Annotated in this window: 14 protein-coding genes; 8 read left to right on the forward strand and 6 right to left on the reverse strand. The window is 39.7% G+C overall.

Annotated features, from left to right (window positions below):
- Window positions 1–210: 210 nt before the first annotated feature.
- The gene (locus tag LDM98_RS08610; RefSeq protein ID WP_223898997.1) at window positions 211–525 is read right to left on the reverse strand and encodes an MTH1187 family thiamine-binding protein; all 315 of its coding nucleotides are present in this window, start codon (window positions 523–525) and stop codon (window positions 211–213) included.
- An 85-nt stretch (window positions 526–610) separates the two neighbouring features.
- Between LDM98_RS08610 and LDM98_RS08615 the strand changes: the two genes are divergently transcribed.
- Window positions 611–1,828 carry an NAD(P)/FAD-dependent oxidoreductase gene (locus tag LDM98_RS08615; protein ID WP_223898998.1) on the forward strand — a complete coding sequence of 406 codons (1,218 nt, stop codon included), beginning with the start codon at window positions 611–613 and terminating at the stop codon, window positions 1,826–1,828.
- Between the two features lie 173 nt (window positions 1,829–2,001).
- Here LDM98_RS08615 and typA read toward each other — a convergent pair whose 3' ends face one another.
- Both typA and LDM98_RS08625 read right to left on the reverse strand, forming a co-directional pair.
- A complete protein-coding gene (gene typA, locus LDM98_RS08620; protein WP_223898999.1) occupies window positions 2,002–3,819 on the reverse strand; it encodes a translational GTPase TypA in 1,818 nt (605 codons plus the stop codon).
- 144 nt (window positions 3,820–3,963) lie between these two features.
- Window positions 3,964–5,067 (reverse strand): deoxyguanosinetriphosphate triphosphohydrolase, encoded by a 1,104-nt coding sequence (locus LDM98_RS08625; protein ID WP_223899000.1) that lies wholly within the window; start codon window positions 5,065–5,067, stop codon window positions 3,964–3,966.
- Between the two features lie 80 nt (window positions 5,068–5,147).
- On the opposite strand from LDM98_RS08625, the gene LDM98_RS08630 reads away from it, so the two are divergent.
- The 3 genes from LDM98_RS08630 (at window position 5,148) to LDM98_RS08640 (ending at window position 8,494) form a co-directional block, all read left to right on the forward strand.
- Window positions 5,148–5,987 carry an FAD-dependent thymidylate synthase gene (locus LDM98_RS08630; RefSeq protein WP_223899001.1) on the forward strand — a complete coding sequence of 280 codons (840 nt, stop codon included), beginning with the start codon at window positions 5,148–5,150 and terminating at the stop codon, window positions 5,985–5,987.
- A gap of 110 nt (window positions 5,988–6,097) precedes the next feature.
- Window positions 6,098–6,649 carry a porin family protein gene (locus LDM98_RS08635; RefSeq protein WP_223899002.1) on the forward strand — a complete coding sequence of 184 codons (552 nt, stop codon included), beginning with the start codon at window positions 6,098–6,100 and terminating at the stop codon, window positions 6,647–6,649.
- Between the two features lie 138 nt (window positions 6,650–6,787).
- Window positions 6,788–8,494: a murein L,D-transpeptidase gene (locus tag LDM98_RS08640; protein ID WP_223899003.1), complete on the forward strand. Its 1,707-nt coding sequence runs from the start codon at window positions 6,788–6,790 to the stop codon at window positions 8,492–8,494.
- On the opposite strand, the gene ruvC is transcribed toward LDM98_RS08640, so the two are convergent.
- Window positions 8,487–8,972, reverse strand: coding sequence for a crossover junction endodeoxyribonuclease RuvC (gene ruvC / locus LDM98_RS08645; RefSeq protein WP_223899004.1), 486 nt, complete (start codon window positions 8,970–8,972; stop codon window positions 8,487–8,489). The genes LDM98_RS08640 and ruvC overlap by 8 nt on opposite strands.
- A 165-nt stretch (window positions 8,973–9,137) precedes the next feature.
- Here ruvC and dnaA point away from each other — a divergent pair, with 165 nt between their 5' ends.
- The 4 genes from dnaA to recJ all read left to right on the forward strand — a co-directional run bounded on the left by dnaA (window position 9,138) and on the right by recJ (window position 14,959).
- Entirely contained in the window at window positions 9,138–10,472 is a 1,335-nt protein-coding gene (dnaA, locus tag LDM98_RS08650) for a chromosomal replication initiator protein DnaA (RefSeq protein WP_223899005.1), read from the forward strand.
- A 185-nt stretch (window positions 10,473–10,657) separates the two neighbouring features.
- Window positions 10,658–11,725 carry a DNA polymerase III subunit beta gene (dnaN, locus tag LDM98_RS08655; protein ID WP_223899006.1) on the forward strand — a complete coding sequence of 356 codons (1,068 nt, stop codon included), beginning with the start codon at window positions 10,658–10,660 and terminating at the stop codon, window positions 11,723–11,725.
- Window positions 11,726–11,740: 15 nt separating this feature from the next.
- A complete protein-coding gene (locus LDM98_RS08660) occupies window positions 11,741–13,372 on the forward strand; it encodes a CTP synthase (RefSeq protein WP_223899007.1) in 1,632 nt (543 codons plus the stop codon).
- Entirely contained in the window at window positions 13,373–14,959 is a 1,587-nt protein-coding gene (gene recJ / locus LDM98_RS08665; RefSeq protein ID WP_223899008.1) for a single-stranded-DNA-specific exonuclease RecJ, read from the forward strand.
- Here recJ and LDM98_RS08670 read toward each other — a convergent pair.
- The gene (locus tag LDM98_RS08670) at window positions 14,953–15,501 is read right to left on the reverse strand and encodes a sulfite oxidase heme-binding subunit YedZ (protein WP_223899009.1); all 549 of its coding nucleotides are present in this window, start codon (window positions 15,499–15,501) and stop codon (window positions 14,953–14,955) included. The two genes, recJ and LDM98_RS08670, sit on opposite strands and share 7 nt — an antisense overlap.
- Window positions 15,498–16,433, reverse strand: coding sequence for a protein-methionine-sulfoxide reductase catalytic subunit MsrP (gene msrP / locus LDM98_RS08675; protein WP_223899010.1), 936 nt, complete (start codon window positions 16,431–16,433; stop codon window positions 15,498–15,500). Before msrP ends, LDM98_RS08670 begins: the two co-directional genes overlap by 4 nt.
- Between the last annotated feature and the right edge of the window lie 89 nt (window positions 16,434–16,522).

The following is a 16,522-nucleotide window of genomic DNA, read 5'->3' on the forward strand; positions in this document are numbered from 1 at the left end:
TATCTAATTTTAGCTGTTTAACTTCCGTTATCACTAAGGAGGACGCTTTTGAAGCAAAGCTCCAAAATGTCTATTTCTAAAACTTTAACATCTAGTCAATTTTTTAGAAAAATAGATTGTTAACACTATGTTCACGATTCAGCATTTAGTGCTTCACTGCACTGTATTTTAATACTTGTCTTCAGCAGAGGGCTCAAACAACTGGTTATGTTAAGAACGAAGTTTTCGTCCTAACTTCTCTTCCACAGAACCTACTTTGTTACCCAGTCTGCCTACCGGCCCCTCACGCCAATCGATCTTGATCGAACTGTAGACACGGCCACAATCTTTTTGAAGCTCTTCATAGGCTCTGTTGATCACTGCCAAAACCTCTTCTACGGTTTCACCCTCTATGATCGTGCCCATAGGTGTGAGCTGATACGCCAATCCGCTTTGATCTACAATGTCCAATACCCTTGCTACAAAGGCACTTTTACTCTGGGTTTTTTCCGTAGGGAACATACTGAATTCTACTAATGCTGACATGATCATCCTTATTCTTTTAATTTATTTTTGATGTTATAACAGATTATAGGTTATAATCCAGCATAGTTAGGGAGAAAGGTTTAAAATGGTGGATATGATTGTTGTAGGTGCTGGTGCAGCAGGGCTCGTCGCTGCCATCATGTCTGCACGGGCAGGACAAAAGGTACTACTGCTGGAACAAAACAGCAAGATCGGTAAAAAAATACTTGTTTCTGGTAACGGAAAATGCAACATAGGCAACAGATACATCGCTTCACACCGTTTTCATGGAGAGAGTCCAGATTTTATAGAGGCCGTGTTGAAAGGGTATGACTTTCAAGTCGTAGAAAAGTTTTTCACATCCCTGGGGCTTGTGCTCATCGAAGGCAAAGAGGGGAAAATGTTTCCTATGTCATTGCAGGCGAGTTCCGTGGTTGAAATACTTGAGTATGAAGCCAAAAATGCAGGAGTGGAGATCCTCTGCGACTGTGCAGTCACATCCCTAAATAAAGAAGAGGATATTTTTACAGTCGAAACATCCCAGGGGACAAAGCGTTGCAAAAAACTCCTTTTGGCCTCAGGTTCACCTGCCGCACCGCAACTTGGAGGTTCGAACTCCGGATATGCCTTTGCCACAAAGATGGGACACAGTCTCATACCCCGGCACCCTTCTCTCGTGCAACTCTGTTCAGATGAAACATGGGTGAAAAGCTGTGCAGGAGTGAAAGTAGGCGGTGTAGCGCAACTCCATGCAAACGGAGAGTACATCACCGAGGAAAAGGGTGATCTGCTTTTTACAAACTATGGGATAAGCGGATTGGCCATCCTGGATCTCAGCCGGGAAGTGAGTACAAGGCTGGCTAATTATGACTATTGTGAGCTCAACCTGGACCTCATGCCGGAACTCAGCAAAGAAAAACTCACCAACCTACTGCTGAACCGCATAAAAAAAGAAAGTGAAAAACCTGTAGAGATATGGCTTCACGGTGTCATCAACAAAAAACTCATCTCAGTTATTCTAGAACAGTCCAAATGCAAAGCCAAACAAGAAAAAGAGTTAAACAGAAAAGAGATCAGCAAACTGGTCTACACCCTTAAAAATCTAAAACTCTCTATCAACGATACCAAAGGTTTCAGGGGTGCAGAAGTAGCCACAGGCGGTATCAACACCACTGAAATAAACCCGGAAACGATGGAATCAAAACTTGTACCTAACCTCTATTTTGCGGGAGAGATACTCGATGTCGACGGTGACAGAGGAGGGTTTAATTTTCACTTTGCCTGGGTAAGTGGAATGAAAGTAGGAAAAAATCTATCATTGTAGATTTTATCTCTTTGGAATGTAAAAAATAGTTTTTTTGTTGTAAGTTTGAGGGGTGTTGAGAGGAAGCATGCGGTCAAGTATGTGACCGAACAAACTCCTCCGAAGATGCAGTGAGATATACCCCCACTTACGCTTTAGCGGCAGGGGTATCGGCATTGAGTGCCAGAAAAGAACTATTTTGCGTTCTTTTTGTCTCTTGCCATTCTCTTTCGTATATTCTCATCCAAATATTTCTTTCTGATTCTGATAGAGACTGGCGTAATTTCGATAAGCTCATCGTCTTCTATCCATTCCATTGCGCTTTCAAGGGTAATAGGTCTTGGTGGTACAAGCTTGATCGCATCATCGGCACCCGAAGTTCTCATGTTTGTAAGCTGTTTTCCTTTAAGCGGGTTCACATCCAAGTCACCTGGTCTTGCAGATTCCCCGATAACCATTCCCGAATAGACTTTATCTTGCGGTTTGATGAACATCACACCTCTGGCCTGAAGGTTAAAGATAGAGAAGGCTACTGCCTCACCGTTATCCATAGAGACCAGTGCACCCGGTGTTCTGCTTACAACAGTTCCAGAGTAAGGTCTGTACTCCAAGTAAGAGTGGTTCATGATACCTTCACCTTTTGTGTCTGTCAGGAACTCATTTCTAAATCCGATCAATCCACGTGCAGGAATTTCAAATTCAAGTCTTACCGTACCGTCTGGCATTGGTGTGAGTGAAGTCATCTCTGCTTTTCTTTTACCCAATTTTTCAATGGCAACACCCTGGAACTCTTCAGGCACATCGACAACCAGGTGCTCAAACGGCTCCATTTTCACACCGTCTTCTTCTTTCACAACCACTTCCGGACGTGCAAGAAGGAATTCAAACCCTTCTCTTCTCATATTCTCAGCCAAAATACCGATCTGAAGCTCTCCACGACCTGATACTTTAAATGCTGCCTCACCTGTAGGCTCCATACGCATAGCAATATTTGTTTCCATCTCTTTTTCAAGTCTTTCACGGATCTTGTTAGACGTTACGTGTTTACCTTCTGTACCAGCCAAAGGACCATCGTTTACAGACATGATAACTGAAAGTGTCGGCTCTTCAACATGCATAGGATCGAGTGCTACCGGATTCACTGGATCACAGATAGAGTCACCTACATCAATGTCAGAGAATCCTGCGATCGCTACGATATCACCCGCTTCAGCTTCCTGGATCTCGATACGATCCAGTCCTTTAAATCCGATCAGTTTAGAAACCCTGGATTTTGATTTGGAACCATCTGCCTTCACGAGAAGATACTCATCGCCTTTTTTCACCTTCCCGTTAAAGATACGCGTAATACCGATACGACCGACAAAGTTGTCCGAGTCAAGTGTAAATACCTGAGCCTGTGTATCGGCATCCGGTGAACCTTGCGGATAAGGTACTTTTTCCAGAATCGCTTCAAAAAGCGGTGTCATATCTTTGTTTTCGTCTTCCATTTCCCATTTTGCATACCCGTCTCTGGCTGCTGCATAGAGTACTGGGAATTCAAGCTGCTCTTCATTGGCATCCAGTGCAACAAGAAGGTCGAACATTTCATCAAGTACTCTTTCCGGATCTGCACCGTCCTTATCGATCTTGTTGATCACCACAACAGGGATAAGCCCCAGTTCAACCGCTTTTTTCAAAACGAATTTTGTTTGCGGCATCGCACCTTCCTGTGCATCCACAAGCATCAATACACCGTCTACCATCTTAAGTACACGCTCAACCTCACCACCGAAATCGGCGTGACCCGGAGTGTCAATAATATTGATCTTGTGATCACCATACACGATTGCAGTGTTTTTAGAAAGAATCGTGATCCCTCTCTCTTTTTCGATATCGTTAGAATCCATTGCTCTTTCTTGCACTTCTTGGTGTGCAGCATATGTTCCTGATTGCTGAAGTAATTGATCAACAAGTGTCGTTTTACCGTGGTCAACGTGAGCAATTACTGCGATGTTTTTAATTTTTTGCATAAAATGTCCTGAAATAGAGCTTTTCACCCTATGTAATTTTCGCGAATTATACCCAAAAATTACTATATAAGAGATTTTAATATAAAAAATGACCCCATTTTACTTCAATGTTCTGTGAATATCTATAAAGACCCACACACTTTTCTAGAGTGAAAATCCGTACAGCTCATGGTAGGTTTTCATCGCATAGCGATCTGTCATCGCTGCAATATAATCTGCGATAACCCGCTCTTTCGTACGTACATCAAAGAGCTCAAGTTGATGAGGGGGAAGCAGATCTGTATCTTCTGTAAATGCTCTGTAGAGTCCTTGTATACACTGTTTCCCTGCGTGCATTTTACGTACTATTTTTTGATGTCTATAGAGTTTCTGATGCAGCAGTTTTTTGAGTTTTTTAAGCTGTGTTCCCGTCTCTTTTGAAAATCCCACAGGTAATTTCTCTTCTGCATCTATGGTCACACAAATAGGTCTCTCTTGTCTATATTTTTTTGTACCCTCTTTTGAGTTTGCTATAAAATCTTCTACAAGCAGCTTAATGAGTCCGGCTACAAAACGGTGTCTATAAAGTTTTTCGTCTCTCTTCACGCCCTCATTTTGTACCACTGCATCCACTCTTAAACAGAGCGCATCGTTCAAGAGATCCTCAAATGCTATGAGCCCGTATTTGATACCGTCATCTATGTCATGTGAGGTATAGGCGATCTCATCTGCATGATCCACTACCATCGCTTCAAGCGAAGGGTGTTTGTCTAGATCAAAATGGGGATCCAATCCCCCAAAAAAAGGCTTTTTATAGGGATAGGAGTGTTTCAGTACCCCTTCTAGCGTAGCAAAGGTAAGATTGAGCCCATCAAACTCTTTATACCGTTTTTCCAGTTTGGTCAGTACTCTAAAGGATTGAAAATTATGTTCAAATCCCAGGGGTCTGCCGTCTGCCTTGAGAAGTTTGTCTAACTCGTCTCCGCCCACATGCCCGAAAGGTGTATGTCCCAGATCATGTGAAAGTGCGATCACTTCTGCAAGGGTCTCATTGAGTTCCAGCATACGTGAAAGCGTCCTGGCGATCTGACTCACTTCAAGCGAATGGGTCAAACGTGTACGAAAATAGTCACCCTCATGGTTTAAAAAAACCTGTGTTTTATACTCTAACCGTCTGAAAGAGCTGCAATGCACCACCCTGTCCCTGTCTCTTGCATAAGGGTCTCTAAAATCTTTTTCGAAACTAAAAAATCGTTCATCGGGTCTCACAGCATAATCCTTATCTTATATAGTATAGCTCTAAATTTATAGTGATATAATTGTATCTAAATATATGAGGGAGTGTGCCCATGGAAACAATGGAAATGTATCACATAGCGTATGAAAAACCTAAAGTTACACTTTTACAACAATCCGGCCTTGGTGTTGCAGAGATCGCAGCTAGAACATGTTATGACAGTTTTGAAAACAGTGAAAACGCATGTGTGAAGCATGCAATGCTCGATCTGGATACGGAAGCCATCAATAACATCGATGATTCAGATCTGCTCTCTAACCTTGCCTGGGTACATCACCATCACTCCATCATCGAACATGCGACTTTGAGTTATTTGATACAAGGAACTTCACGAGGGGTACTTCAGGAGCATGCAAGACATAGACTCCAGGCGATCTCTGTGAGAAGTACACGCTACACGATGTCAAGCGTTATCAATGCTTTTGTGGCTTCCATTGAGGAAGAAGACGGTTTTGCCTTCTTTTTTGAAACACTTCTCGCTTTAAACCTCTTCGTCATTACAGACAGAGAATATTTACACATCGAGATCAGAGCTATCTATGACAAATTACATTTTCAATATCAAAGAGACACTGATTTCATACACACTGCTGTAGCAAAATCTTCTATTCCTTTCATCGAAGAAAACAAGGGCGATGCTGCTGCACTTTTTAAAGCATTGGAAAACGGAAAGAAAAAAAGAAATGTGGGAGATGGCTTTAAGCACATTGTCACAGATAACTGGAAAGTGGACATGGTGGTCACCTTTAACATCAGAAGTCTCAAGAACTATTTTGACCTCAGGGATTCCGGTGCAGCATGGTTCCAGATACAATGGCTGGCTGAGGCAATGAAAGCAGTCACCCCTGTAAAATATCTGAAACTCATCGATAAGAATTATAAAGATAAATAAACCTCTAAAGATTCTTTTCTAGAGATATATTTCAAAAATTAATTGACATTTAATATTATATTATAATATAATATATTTTAATGACATTTCAATAATACAAGGAGTATAAAATGAAAAAATTAAATCTTTCATTAGTAGCGTTTTTGACAATGAGTGCATTCGCAACAGCGGGTGGAGATATCGCACCGGTTGAGCCAGTAGTAGAGACTCCAATGGTAGAAGAATCTACAGGTTCATTTTATGTAGGTTTAGGCTATTCCTATATGAATTTGGATCCGGATAATAATGCCGAGGCAGATGGCGACGCAGTACTTTTACTGGCAGGGTACAACTTTAACCAATATATCGGTGTAGAAGGTAGATACTCTGGACTTACCGATTGTCTTGAAAACACTGCCATCTATCTTAAACCTATGTATCCAATAGGCGGAATTACACTTTACGGATTGCTTGGGTACGGGCAAGTGGATTATGATGGTGCACAAAGCCTATCTGAATCTGGTTTTCAGTGGGGGCTAGGTGCCAGCTATGAAGTGCTTGAGAATATAGGTGTCTTCGTAGATTATACAAACCTCTATGATGACACAGGATTTGATGGTGCATTGCTAAACCAAGATGTTCTGGCTGATTCTATCAATGTAGGATTTACCTATACATTCTAAAATGGAGCTAAGCCTTAAGGCTTAGCCCTATAAAACGCTTACCCATTTACCCTTTCCTGCTACAATTGAACTTACACTAAATTTCACTATAATACGTTTTCATAAAATACTTTATACTATAAATTTTGGAGCACTTTTTTGCGTTTTTCAACACTACTGATATTTTTACTATTGACACTGAATCCTCTTCATGGGGAAATACTTTCCATGGAGAACATCGCTGCCCATATCCAAAAAGGCGTCCAGACACGTATCACCGGCCAAAACAGATCTATCATCCAAGATATCTATGCCCAAACCGGGGATAAGCCTCTATGGATCGGTGATAAAAACAGGATAAGAACAAGTCATCTGATACAAGCGCTCAATGACCCTCTTTTTAACTATAAAAATAAATCATTTGATCAAAGATCCATCAAACATCTCTTTTATCAGCTTGACAATGGAGAGATCAGCCAGGCAAAACAGGCCTCTACCTATGCAAAACTTGACCTAGTACTTACCAGCTCATTTGTGCGTTTGGTAAGATTTATTGTTCAGGGTGATGTAGACTGGAACCTTGTGCAGGAGAAACTGAACAGCCTTAAAAAAAGTGATGATATCGCAGCCCGATGGGAAATGGAGCCTAAAGCATTTCCGGATCTTGACGAACTGATCTCTGCCATAGAAAATGACACTATTTATGAGTATCTGACTACGCTTCTCCCGATGGAAAAACGATACAGACAACTGGTCAAACTTCTTAACGATTATCGCAGGATGGATAAATTTCCGAAGATCAAATACAGTAATGAAACGTTGAAACTGGGTGACCGTTCCAGTCGTGTTGAAGAGATAAAGAAACGACTGCAGATCACTGGAGATTACCCTAAAAATGCGCCTATTGACAGTAAATTTGATGAAGCACTTAAAAAGGCTGTCATGACCTACCAAAAGCGTTATTTGATCAAAGTAAGCGGTATCGTGGACAGAACAACGACCTACTATCTTAATCTTCCTGCAAAAAGTAATATACAGGCCATTATTACCAATTTGGATAAAACGAAACTCTATCCGAAACAATTTGAAGATGAGTATATCGAAGTGAATATCCCTGATTTTAATCTTCGGTACTACAAAGACCATGAAATGATCATGAAAAAAGGTATCGTAGTAGGGCGTATAGACAGACCGACACCCCTTTTCTCCAATGCCATACGTTATATGGTACTCAACCCCACATGGACCATTACCGATAATCTGGTAAAACGGGATCTGATCCCTGTACTTAGAGAAAATCCTATGTATCTGGAAGAGAACAATATTCATGCATTTCAGGGTAAAAAAGAGATACAGGTCACACCAGAGATGCTCGACCCTTATGAAAAAAGTGAAGAACGTGTACCTTACCGTTTTGTACAGTTCCCGGGTGACAATAATGCTCTGGGAAGAGTGAAGTTCATGTTCCCCAACAAATACGATGTATATCTGCATGATACGGATAATAAATCACTGCTTTCACGACGTTATAAGATCTATAGTTCGGGCTGTATGCGTCTGGAGAAACCTTTTGATCTTGTATCCTTATTGCTCGAACACGTAAGAAAGAGTTATTCACAGAGTGAGATCGAGGAAATACTTGAAAGTAACAAACCAACGACTATCGGACTCAAACAAACTGTACCTATACATATGGTTTATTTTACGGTGTATGAAGAGGATGGGTTGGCTTATTTTAAAAATGATATCTATCTCTATGATAAGATCATTGAAGAATCAGTCGTGGGCAATAAAAAGTCTACATTTACAGTACCTAAAAAACGTATGATCTCTGTAAAGAAAAACGCAAAACCGCTTTCTAACTAGATTTCTTTCGCAGTTTTACCCTTTGGAGATGCGTCAAGGCGATAGCCATGGCATCAGTGATATCCAAAGGCTTTATCTCCTTTTTGATACCAAAGAGTCTTTTTACCATAAAGGCAACCTGTTCCTTATCTGCTTTTCCGTTGCCTGTGACCGCTTTTTTGACCTGTAACGGGGTATATTCATAGAAATAACCTATCTCTTGCAGTATCTTTAATGAGAGGGCCCCCCTGAACTGTGCAAGCTTTAGAACCGACTTGGGATTATAGGCAAAAAAGATATCTTCAATGGCCACTTCATCTACTTTATGCGCCTTTAAAATGATGTCTATTCCCTCTGCAAGCTCGACGATCTGTTCCTGTAACTCTTTTGCTTTGATTTTCAGTAAGCCTGCTTCAACAAGTGAAAAACTTTTCCCGTCCCAAAATATGATACAGTACCCTAAATTACGGCTTCCGGGGTCTATTCCTAAAATATTCATTCACACCTTTGTTCACATAGTGAATAAAATTATTCAACTCTGTTTAATAACGCTATTTTAGCTTAAATTGGCTAAAATGTTGTAAGTTATTCACATTGAGAATTTTAACTCTCAAAAACCGTGAAAATTTATTCACACATTTAAAAATATCAAAGGCATGAACGGATGAATATAGGACAAAAAGTACTTTTTGAACTGAAAAAAGAGATCACAGAAGTAGAATATGAACGATATATTAAAAACCTTACCTATGATACCAAACGTTCCCGAAGTAATATTGCCTATTTTAATGCTCCCAATATGATCGTTGCAAAATGGATCAAAAGTAAATATACGGATAAACTGATGCATCTTTTTGAATTGCAGAACGAAATAAAACCGGAAATAGAGATCACCGTAGGTAAACAAAAAGATCAACATGCTGCACCCGCTGCAAAACATACCAGCGAAAAAAGTCATTCGAAAAGTACCTATCTCAATCCCTCTTTGACCTTTGATAGTTTTATTGTAGGAGACTCCAACCAATTTGCCTATACGACTGCAAAATCCGTCGCAGAAAAGCCCGGTAAACTCTATAACCCTCTTTTCCTCTACGGTGGTGTAGGACTGGGTAAGACCCATCTTCTCCAAGCCATAGGTAATTATCATATAGATCTGGGTAAAACGGTCATCTATACGACACTGGAACAATTCATGAACTCTTTTACTTCACATCTGCGTTCACAGACTATGGACAGATTTAGAGACAAGTTCAGAGAGTGTGACCTTCTGCTTATCGATGATATACAGTTCCTAAGCAGAAAAGAACAGACCCAAGAAGAGTTTTTTCACACGTTTAATGAACTCTATAACAATAATAAACAGATCGTGATCACTTCAGACAGACAACCCAATAAGATCGCCGGACTTGTCGACAGACTGCGAACCCGTTTTGAAATGGGACTTATGGCAGATATACAACCACCTGGACTGGAGACCAAAATTGCCATCATTCAAAAAAAATGTGAACTTGACGGTATCACACTTGATAATGAGATCGTCAATTACATCGCTACACATATGGGTGACAATATACGTGAGATTGAAGGGACCATTATTAAACTGAACGCGCTGTCGTCTATGCTGAACCAGGAAATTACCCTTGATTTCGCACAAAACGCCATCAAAGATCAGCTCAAAGAGAAAAAAGAGAATATTACGATCGATGAAATCGTAAAGATCATTTCAAAAGAGCTCAATATCAAACCTTCTGATATGAAATCGAAAAAACGTACCAAAAATGTGGTCAATGCAAGAAGAATTGCGATCTATTTGGCCAGAAATCTTACACCGAACTCTATGCCTCAGATTGCTGTATATTTTGGAATGAAAGACCATACAGCCATATCACATGCGATGAAAAAAATCAACGAGATCATAGAAAGTGATGAAAATTTTAAAGTCATTTTGGAGGAGCTCTCAAACAAAGTAAATACACATACGCAAAGTGAGCCGCTCTAAACAATATTTCATCATAGAAAACTTGAATAAAAAAAAGATATAATTTTAAAAGTGAATAAATGTGAATGTTTAAAAAAAGTTTGACATTCGCTTAAACAACGGTCACACAAGCAATAAAGTAGTTTTTCACATATTCATGTCACACTACTACTATCTACTACTTTTATTAAAAATAAGGAGAGTCAATGAAGATAAGAGCACAAAAACAAATTATAGAATCTATACTCATTAATTTACAGCCTTTTTTAGAAAAAAAAGATGCAAGTCAAATTACTTCACATATATTGTTTGCCACACAAGACAATAAATGTATTGTTAAGGCTACAGATTCTGAAATAGGTTTACAGATTGTTACTGATAATATTAGTATAGAAGCAGAAGGATCATTTACTGCACACGGTAAAAAACTTCTGGATATTATTCGTATACTTAAAGATGATGATATTACTTTAGAAATCTTAGACAATACACTGATTATCAAACAAAAACATTCTAAATTTAAACTTCCTACATTTGATGCCAACTCTTATCCGTTATTCCCAACTATAAATGATAAACCTCAAATTTCTCTGGATTCTCTCAATTTGATTCAAAATCTTAAAAAGATCTCTCCTGCAATTGATACAAACAATCCAAAATTTGAACTCAATGGTGCTTTGATCAATATAAAAAATGACGGTACGGATTTGGTAGGTACGGATACCAGAAGATTGGCCATTGCTACCATTCCAGGTACTAATACTGAAACGCTCTCTTTAATTGTGCCTAAAAAAGCTATTTTAGAAATTCAAAAACTTTTTTTAGATCAAATCGATATCTTCTTTGATGAAACCAATCTTATTATTTCAAATGAAAATTACTATTTCTATACAAGATTGATCAATGGAAAATTCCCGGATTATCAACGTATCATCCCGGCTACGACCAAGCACCAGATCACACTTCCAAAAAAAGAGATGGTCGATGCGATCAAAATGATCACTACGATCTCACAAGAGATAAAAATGACACTTTTATCTGATACCATTATTTTTAATTCATTGAGTGCCGATAATGTAGAAGCAAAAACAGAATTGGAACTCAACACTGGTTTAAACGATAAATTTGAACTTTCATTCAACAGTAAATATATCTTGGACTTTATCTCACAAGTCAATAAAAATGAGTTTACTATTGAATTCAATGAACCGTCACTGCCGTTTATCGTCAAAGACGATAATTTTATTACAATCATCATGCCGATCGTGGCATAAAAGGAAAAGCGTTATATGAGTGAAAATAAAACAAAATATATTTTTGTTACGGGTGGTGTACTTTCATCTTTGGGAAAAGGTATTACTGCTGCAAGTATAGGTACATTATTGAAACATACAGGACAACGTGTAGGCGTATTGAAACTCGATCCCTATATCAATGTGGATCCTGGTACCATGTCACCTTTGGAACACGGTGAAGTCTTTGTGACCAAAGATGGTGCAGAAACAGATCTTGACCTGGGTCATTATGAACGATTTTTAGATACATCGTTGACACAGAACAATAACTTTACCACAGGTCTTGTCTATAAAACAGTGATTGAAAATGAACGTAAAGGTAAGTATCTCGGTAAAACGATCCAAGTGGTTCCCCATATTGTCAATGAGATTAAAGATCGTATCGTCAAGGCAGGTGAAAACAAAGATATTCTCATCGTGGAACTGGGTGGTACGACGGGTGATATCGAAGGTTTACCGTTTTTGGAGACGATCAGACAAATGAAACATGAATTTGGTAAAAGTCAGGTGATGAACATCCATGTCACGCTTTTACCTTATATCAAAGCTGCCGGAGAACTGAAAACAAAACCGACACAGCACTCTGTACAGGAACTTAGACGCATAGGTATTGCACCGCACATGCTCGTGCTTCGTGCTGAAGTACCTGTTTCAACTGAAATTAAACGTAAAATAGCCTACTCTTGTGATGTAGATGAGGATTCAGTGATCGTTGCTGCGGATGCACCTACGATTTATCAGGTACCTTTGAATTTTTTGGATCAGGATATACTGACACCTATCTGTAAACAGTTGGATCTTGAAAACTGTAACCCCAACATGGATAAATGGAGAGATCTGGTACACAAGATCATCCTGCCTAGTGACAGTTTGAAGATCGCATTCGTAGGTAAATATCTGGATCTTAAAGAGTCTTACAAATCTTTAACCGAAGCCCTCATTCATGCAGGTGCTCATCTTGATACGAAAGTAGAGATCAAATGGGTGGACAGTGAGAAAATTGAAGATGACGGTGTCCAAAAATATTTGAGTGACTGTGACGGTATTTTGGTCGCGGGCGGTTTTGGCGGACGCGGTGTGGAAGGTAAGATCCAGGCCATCCAGTATGCAAGAGAAAATAAAGTACCGTTTTTAGGTATCTGTCTTGGAATGCAACTGGCTATGATAGAATTTGCCAGACATGTCCTCGGTATAAAAGATGCAACTTCAGTGGAATTTGATGAAAATACCCCAAACCCTATTATCTATCTTATCGATGAATTCATAGATGCGAGCGGTTCAAAACAGGTAAGAACGACCACATCTCCTATGGGTGGGACCATGCGTCTTGGTGAATATGAATGTGAGACGAAAGAGGGTTCAAATCTTAGAGCCGCCTATGATTCTAAAATCATTTATGAAAGACATAGACACCGCTATGAGGCAAATCCTAAATATAGAGAAGCATTAGAAGCAAAAGGTATGGAGATCACAGGTGAATCTGACGGATTGATAGAAGCGGTAGAGGTGAAAGATCATCCTTGGTTCCTGGGTGTGCAGTTCCATCCGGAATTTACTTCCAGGCTTCAAAATGCCAATCCATCTATTCTGGCTTTTGTGACTGCAGCCATGCAACATAAAAAATAGATGGTCCGGGACTTAACGCTTACAAAATTAGAAACACTTTTAAACATGCGCTTTGAAGAGGGTTTCCTCTCTTTGCGGGACCTTCCCCAACCCTCCCTGTTTAAAGATATGGACAGAGCGACTGAACGTATCGTTTCTGCCATTCAAAACAGAGAAAAAATAACCATTATCGGCGACTATGATGTAGATGGTGTCACTTCTACGACTTTGATGAAGCTTTTTTTCGATGAAATCGAGTATCCTGTAGAGTGGATCATACCTAACCGTTTTAGAGACGGGTATGGGCTCTCTGCCAATATCATACCTCGTATCGTTGGCACGGATCTGGCATTGACAGTGGATAACGGCATCTCTGCTGTGTATGCAGCCAAACTATGTAAAGAAGAGGGCATAGATCTCATTATTACAGATCACCACCTGTTGGCACCCGAAGTGCCCGAAGCCTATGCGATCATCAATCAAAAACAAGGATCATGTACCTTCCCTTATGAAGATGTGTGCGGTGCCCAAATTGCGTGGTATCTTATTGCTTCACTCAAAAATGCGCTCAATATCAAAATTGATATGATGGCCTATATGGAATTGGTCTCTATCGCTATTATTGCAGATATGATGCCGCTAAAACATATTAACCGGGCGATGGTCCTTTCGGGGATACAAGCACTCAATAAGAGTCAACGCCCTGCCATCAGAGCTTTTCTCGAACACAGTCAAAAAGAGACGATCACATCTGAAGATATAGGATTTTTTCTTGCACCTTTACTGAACAGCGCTGGACGGATGGATGATGCTTCTTACGCCGTGGCTTTTTTAACTTCGACCAATATCTATGATGCCAGAGTAAGACTCGAACGGCTCATAGCATTTAATACGCTTAGAAAAACTACGGAACATACCATTACACAAAAAGCCATGGCACAAGTTGAACATGATGATGAAGTGGCCATTGTAGTCGGTGATTCGTGGCATGAAGGGGTGGTAGGTATCGTAGCTGCAAGGGTGGCACGGGCATGCGAAAAACCTTGCATCATACTTACCCAAAATGAAGAGGGCTTACTCAAGGGGAGTGGTAGAAGTTTTGGCACATGTGATCTCTTTGCCATCGTTAACAGTGCTAGAATGCATCTTGAGAAGTTCGGAGGGCATCAGGCAGCCATCGGGCTCTCTTTAAAAGAAGAGAGTTTAGAATCCTTCAGAGCGGAAGTAGAGAAGAACTTTACTGAAGGAGGTTATCTCAAAGAGGAGATGGATCCAGAAATAGTTGGAAACTTGCATTTTGCTGCTATCTCTTTTGAGTTGACATCCCTCATGAAAAAGTATGAACCTTACGGACAGGGAAATACTACACCAAAGTTTATCAGCACCAATGTGGAGATCCTTCAGGCAGACACTATGGGTAAAGAGGGAGAACACTTACGTTTTTCTTTTGCTCAGGACGGTATCGTGATGCAGGGTGTGAAATTCAAGACACGGGAAGTCTTTGAAACAGGTTCCCAGGCAGATATCGTCTACACAGTCACTGAAAATCATTTTAGGGGAAAAGTGACTTTGCAGCTGATGGTTGATAAGGTTCATATCTGTCATTGAGTCTTTTTTACTTGTAAAATTTTTTTGATTTTAAACAGGGCAATAACAAAAATCACAGTTAAATATCCGTATTGTGAGACAGATAGGGATTTTTGTGCCATGACGAAATGGATCGTGGTCAGAACAAGAACGATATAGAGCACTTTATGGTATTTACCGTATTTCCTGAAAAGTCGTTTTGTCGAAGTCGCTGCCATGAACAATAAAAGTAAAAAAGAGATCATACCAAGATAGATAAAAGGTTTGTCGAGCGTCTCTTTAAAGGCAAAAAGAAGGTTTCCATCCATATCTAAAATAAAAAAATTACACAGATGCAAAAAAGCATAAAAAAAACCAAACAGACCTATCATTCTTCTGTATCTGATAAGTTTTTTGAACCATAAAGAGAGGGTTGTGGTAAAGAATAACAGTGTAATGGCTGTAGCCCCTGTAATTGTATAGATATATTTTATGGGATCAATGGCCGTTTGAAAAATGAAAAGCTCTAATACCAGATAGATAAAAGGTATTAGCAAAAGCACAAAGATGAGACCTCTTATCATATCTCTTTTCTCAGATCCATATCTTTATACATGTAGCCCACTTCTTTTTCATACCCATTGAAGAGCAGGGTTCTTTGTTTCACAAATTTACCCAGTACACGTTCTGTTTTTTGTGACCATCTTGGGTGGTCAACCTCAGGATTGACATTGGCATAGAATCCGAACTCTCTTGGGTTTTCTTTCTGCCAGGTATTGAGGGGTTGTTTCTCTATCAATGAGATCCTGTCTATGGATTTAATGGATTTAAAACCGTATTTCCAGGGTACGACCAAACGGATAGGTGCACCATTTTGGTTTTCTAAGGTTTTACCGTAAAGACCAACGGCCAAAAGGGTCAAAGGGTGCATTGCCTCATCCATTCTTAATCCTTCGGTATAAGGATACGTGATCGTAGCAAAGAGACCTCTTTTTTGATCAGGAAACATTGCTTCATCGTATTTTGTCCAAAATTGAACATATTTTGCACGTTTCAAAGGCTTGACATCTTGTATGAGCTTTCGTAGTTCAAATCCTACCCACGGTACGACCATTGCCCACCCCTCAACGCATCTAAATCTGTAGATCCTCTCTTCCAAAGGATATCTCTTCGTAAGTTCCTTCACATCCAAAGTAAGCGGTTTTTCGACCAGTCCATCTATGGTGATCTTCCATCCTTCCGTGTTCATCTGTTTGGCTAAAGCTTTAACTCCTTTTTTACTGGTGGTAAATTCATAAAAATTGTTATAAGATGTGATCTCTTTAAAACTATTCAATTCCAAATGATCTCTATTTGGATCTTTTTTAAATATAAGGTCAGGGAGGGGAAGATCCTCTTTTGCCATAAGTTCGATCAGTGCGGATGAAGCTATCATGGAAGCAGCCCCCAGCTTTAGAAAACTTCTTCTTTGATTGAAAAGTAATTCCGGTGTGATATCTTTATGGCTGATCTGCATCATCATCCTTTCTTGCGCATCAACTAAACTCTACTATATATTTTTAGTGTGCACTTTGTGTAGATTCAAAGAAGAGATGCCTAAAAAAG

It is taken from the genome of Sulfurovum sp. TSL1 (assembly GCF_019972135.1).
Lineage (GTDB): Bacteria > Campylobacterota > Campylobacteria > Campylobacterales > Sulfurovaceae > Sulfurovum.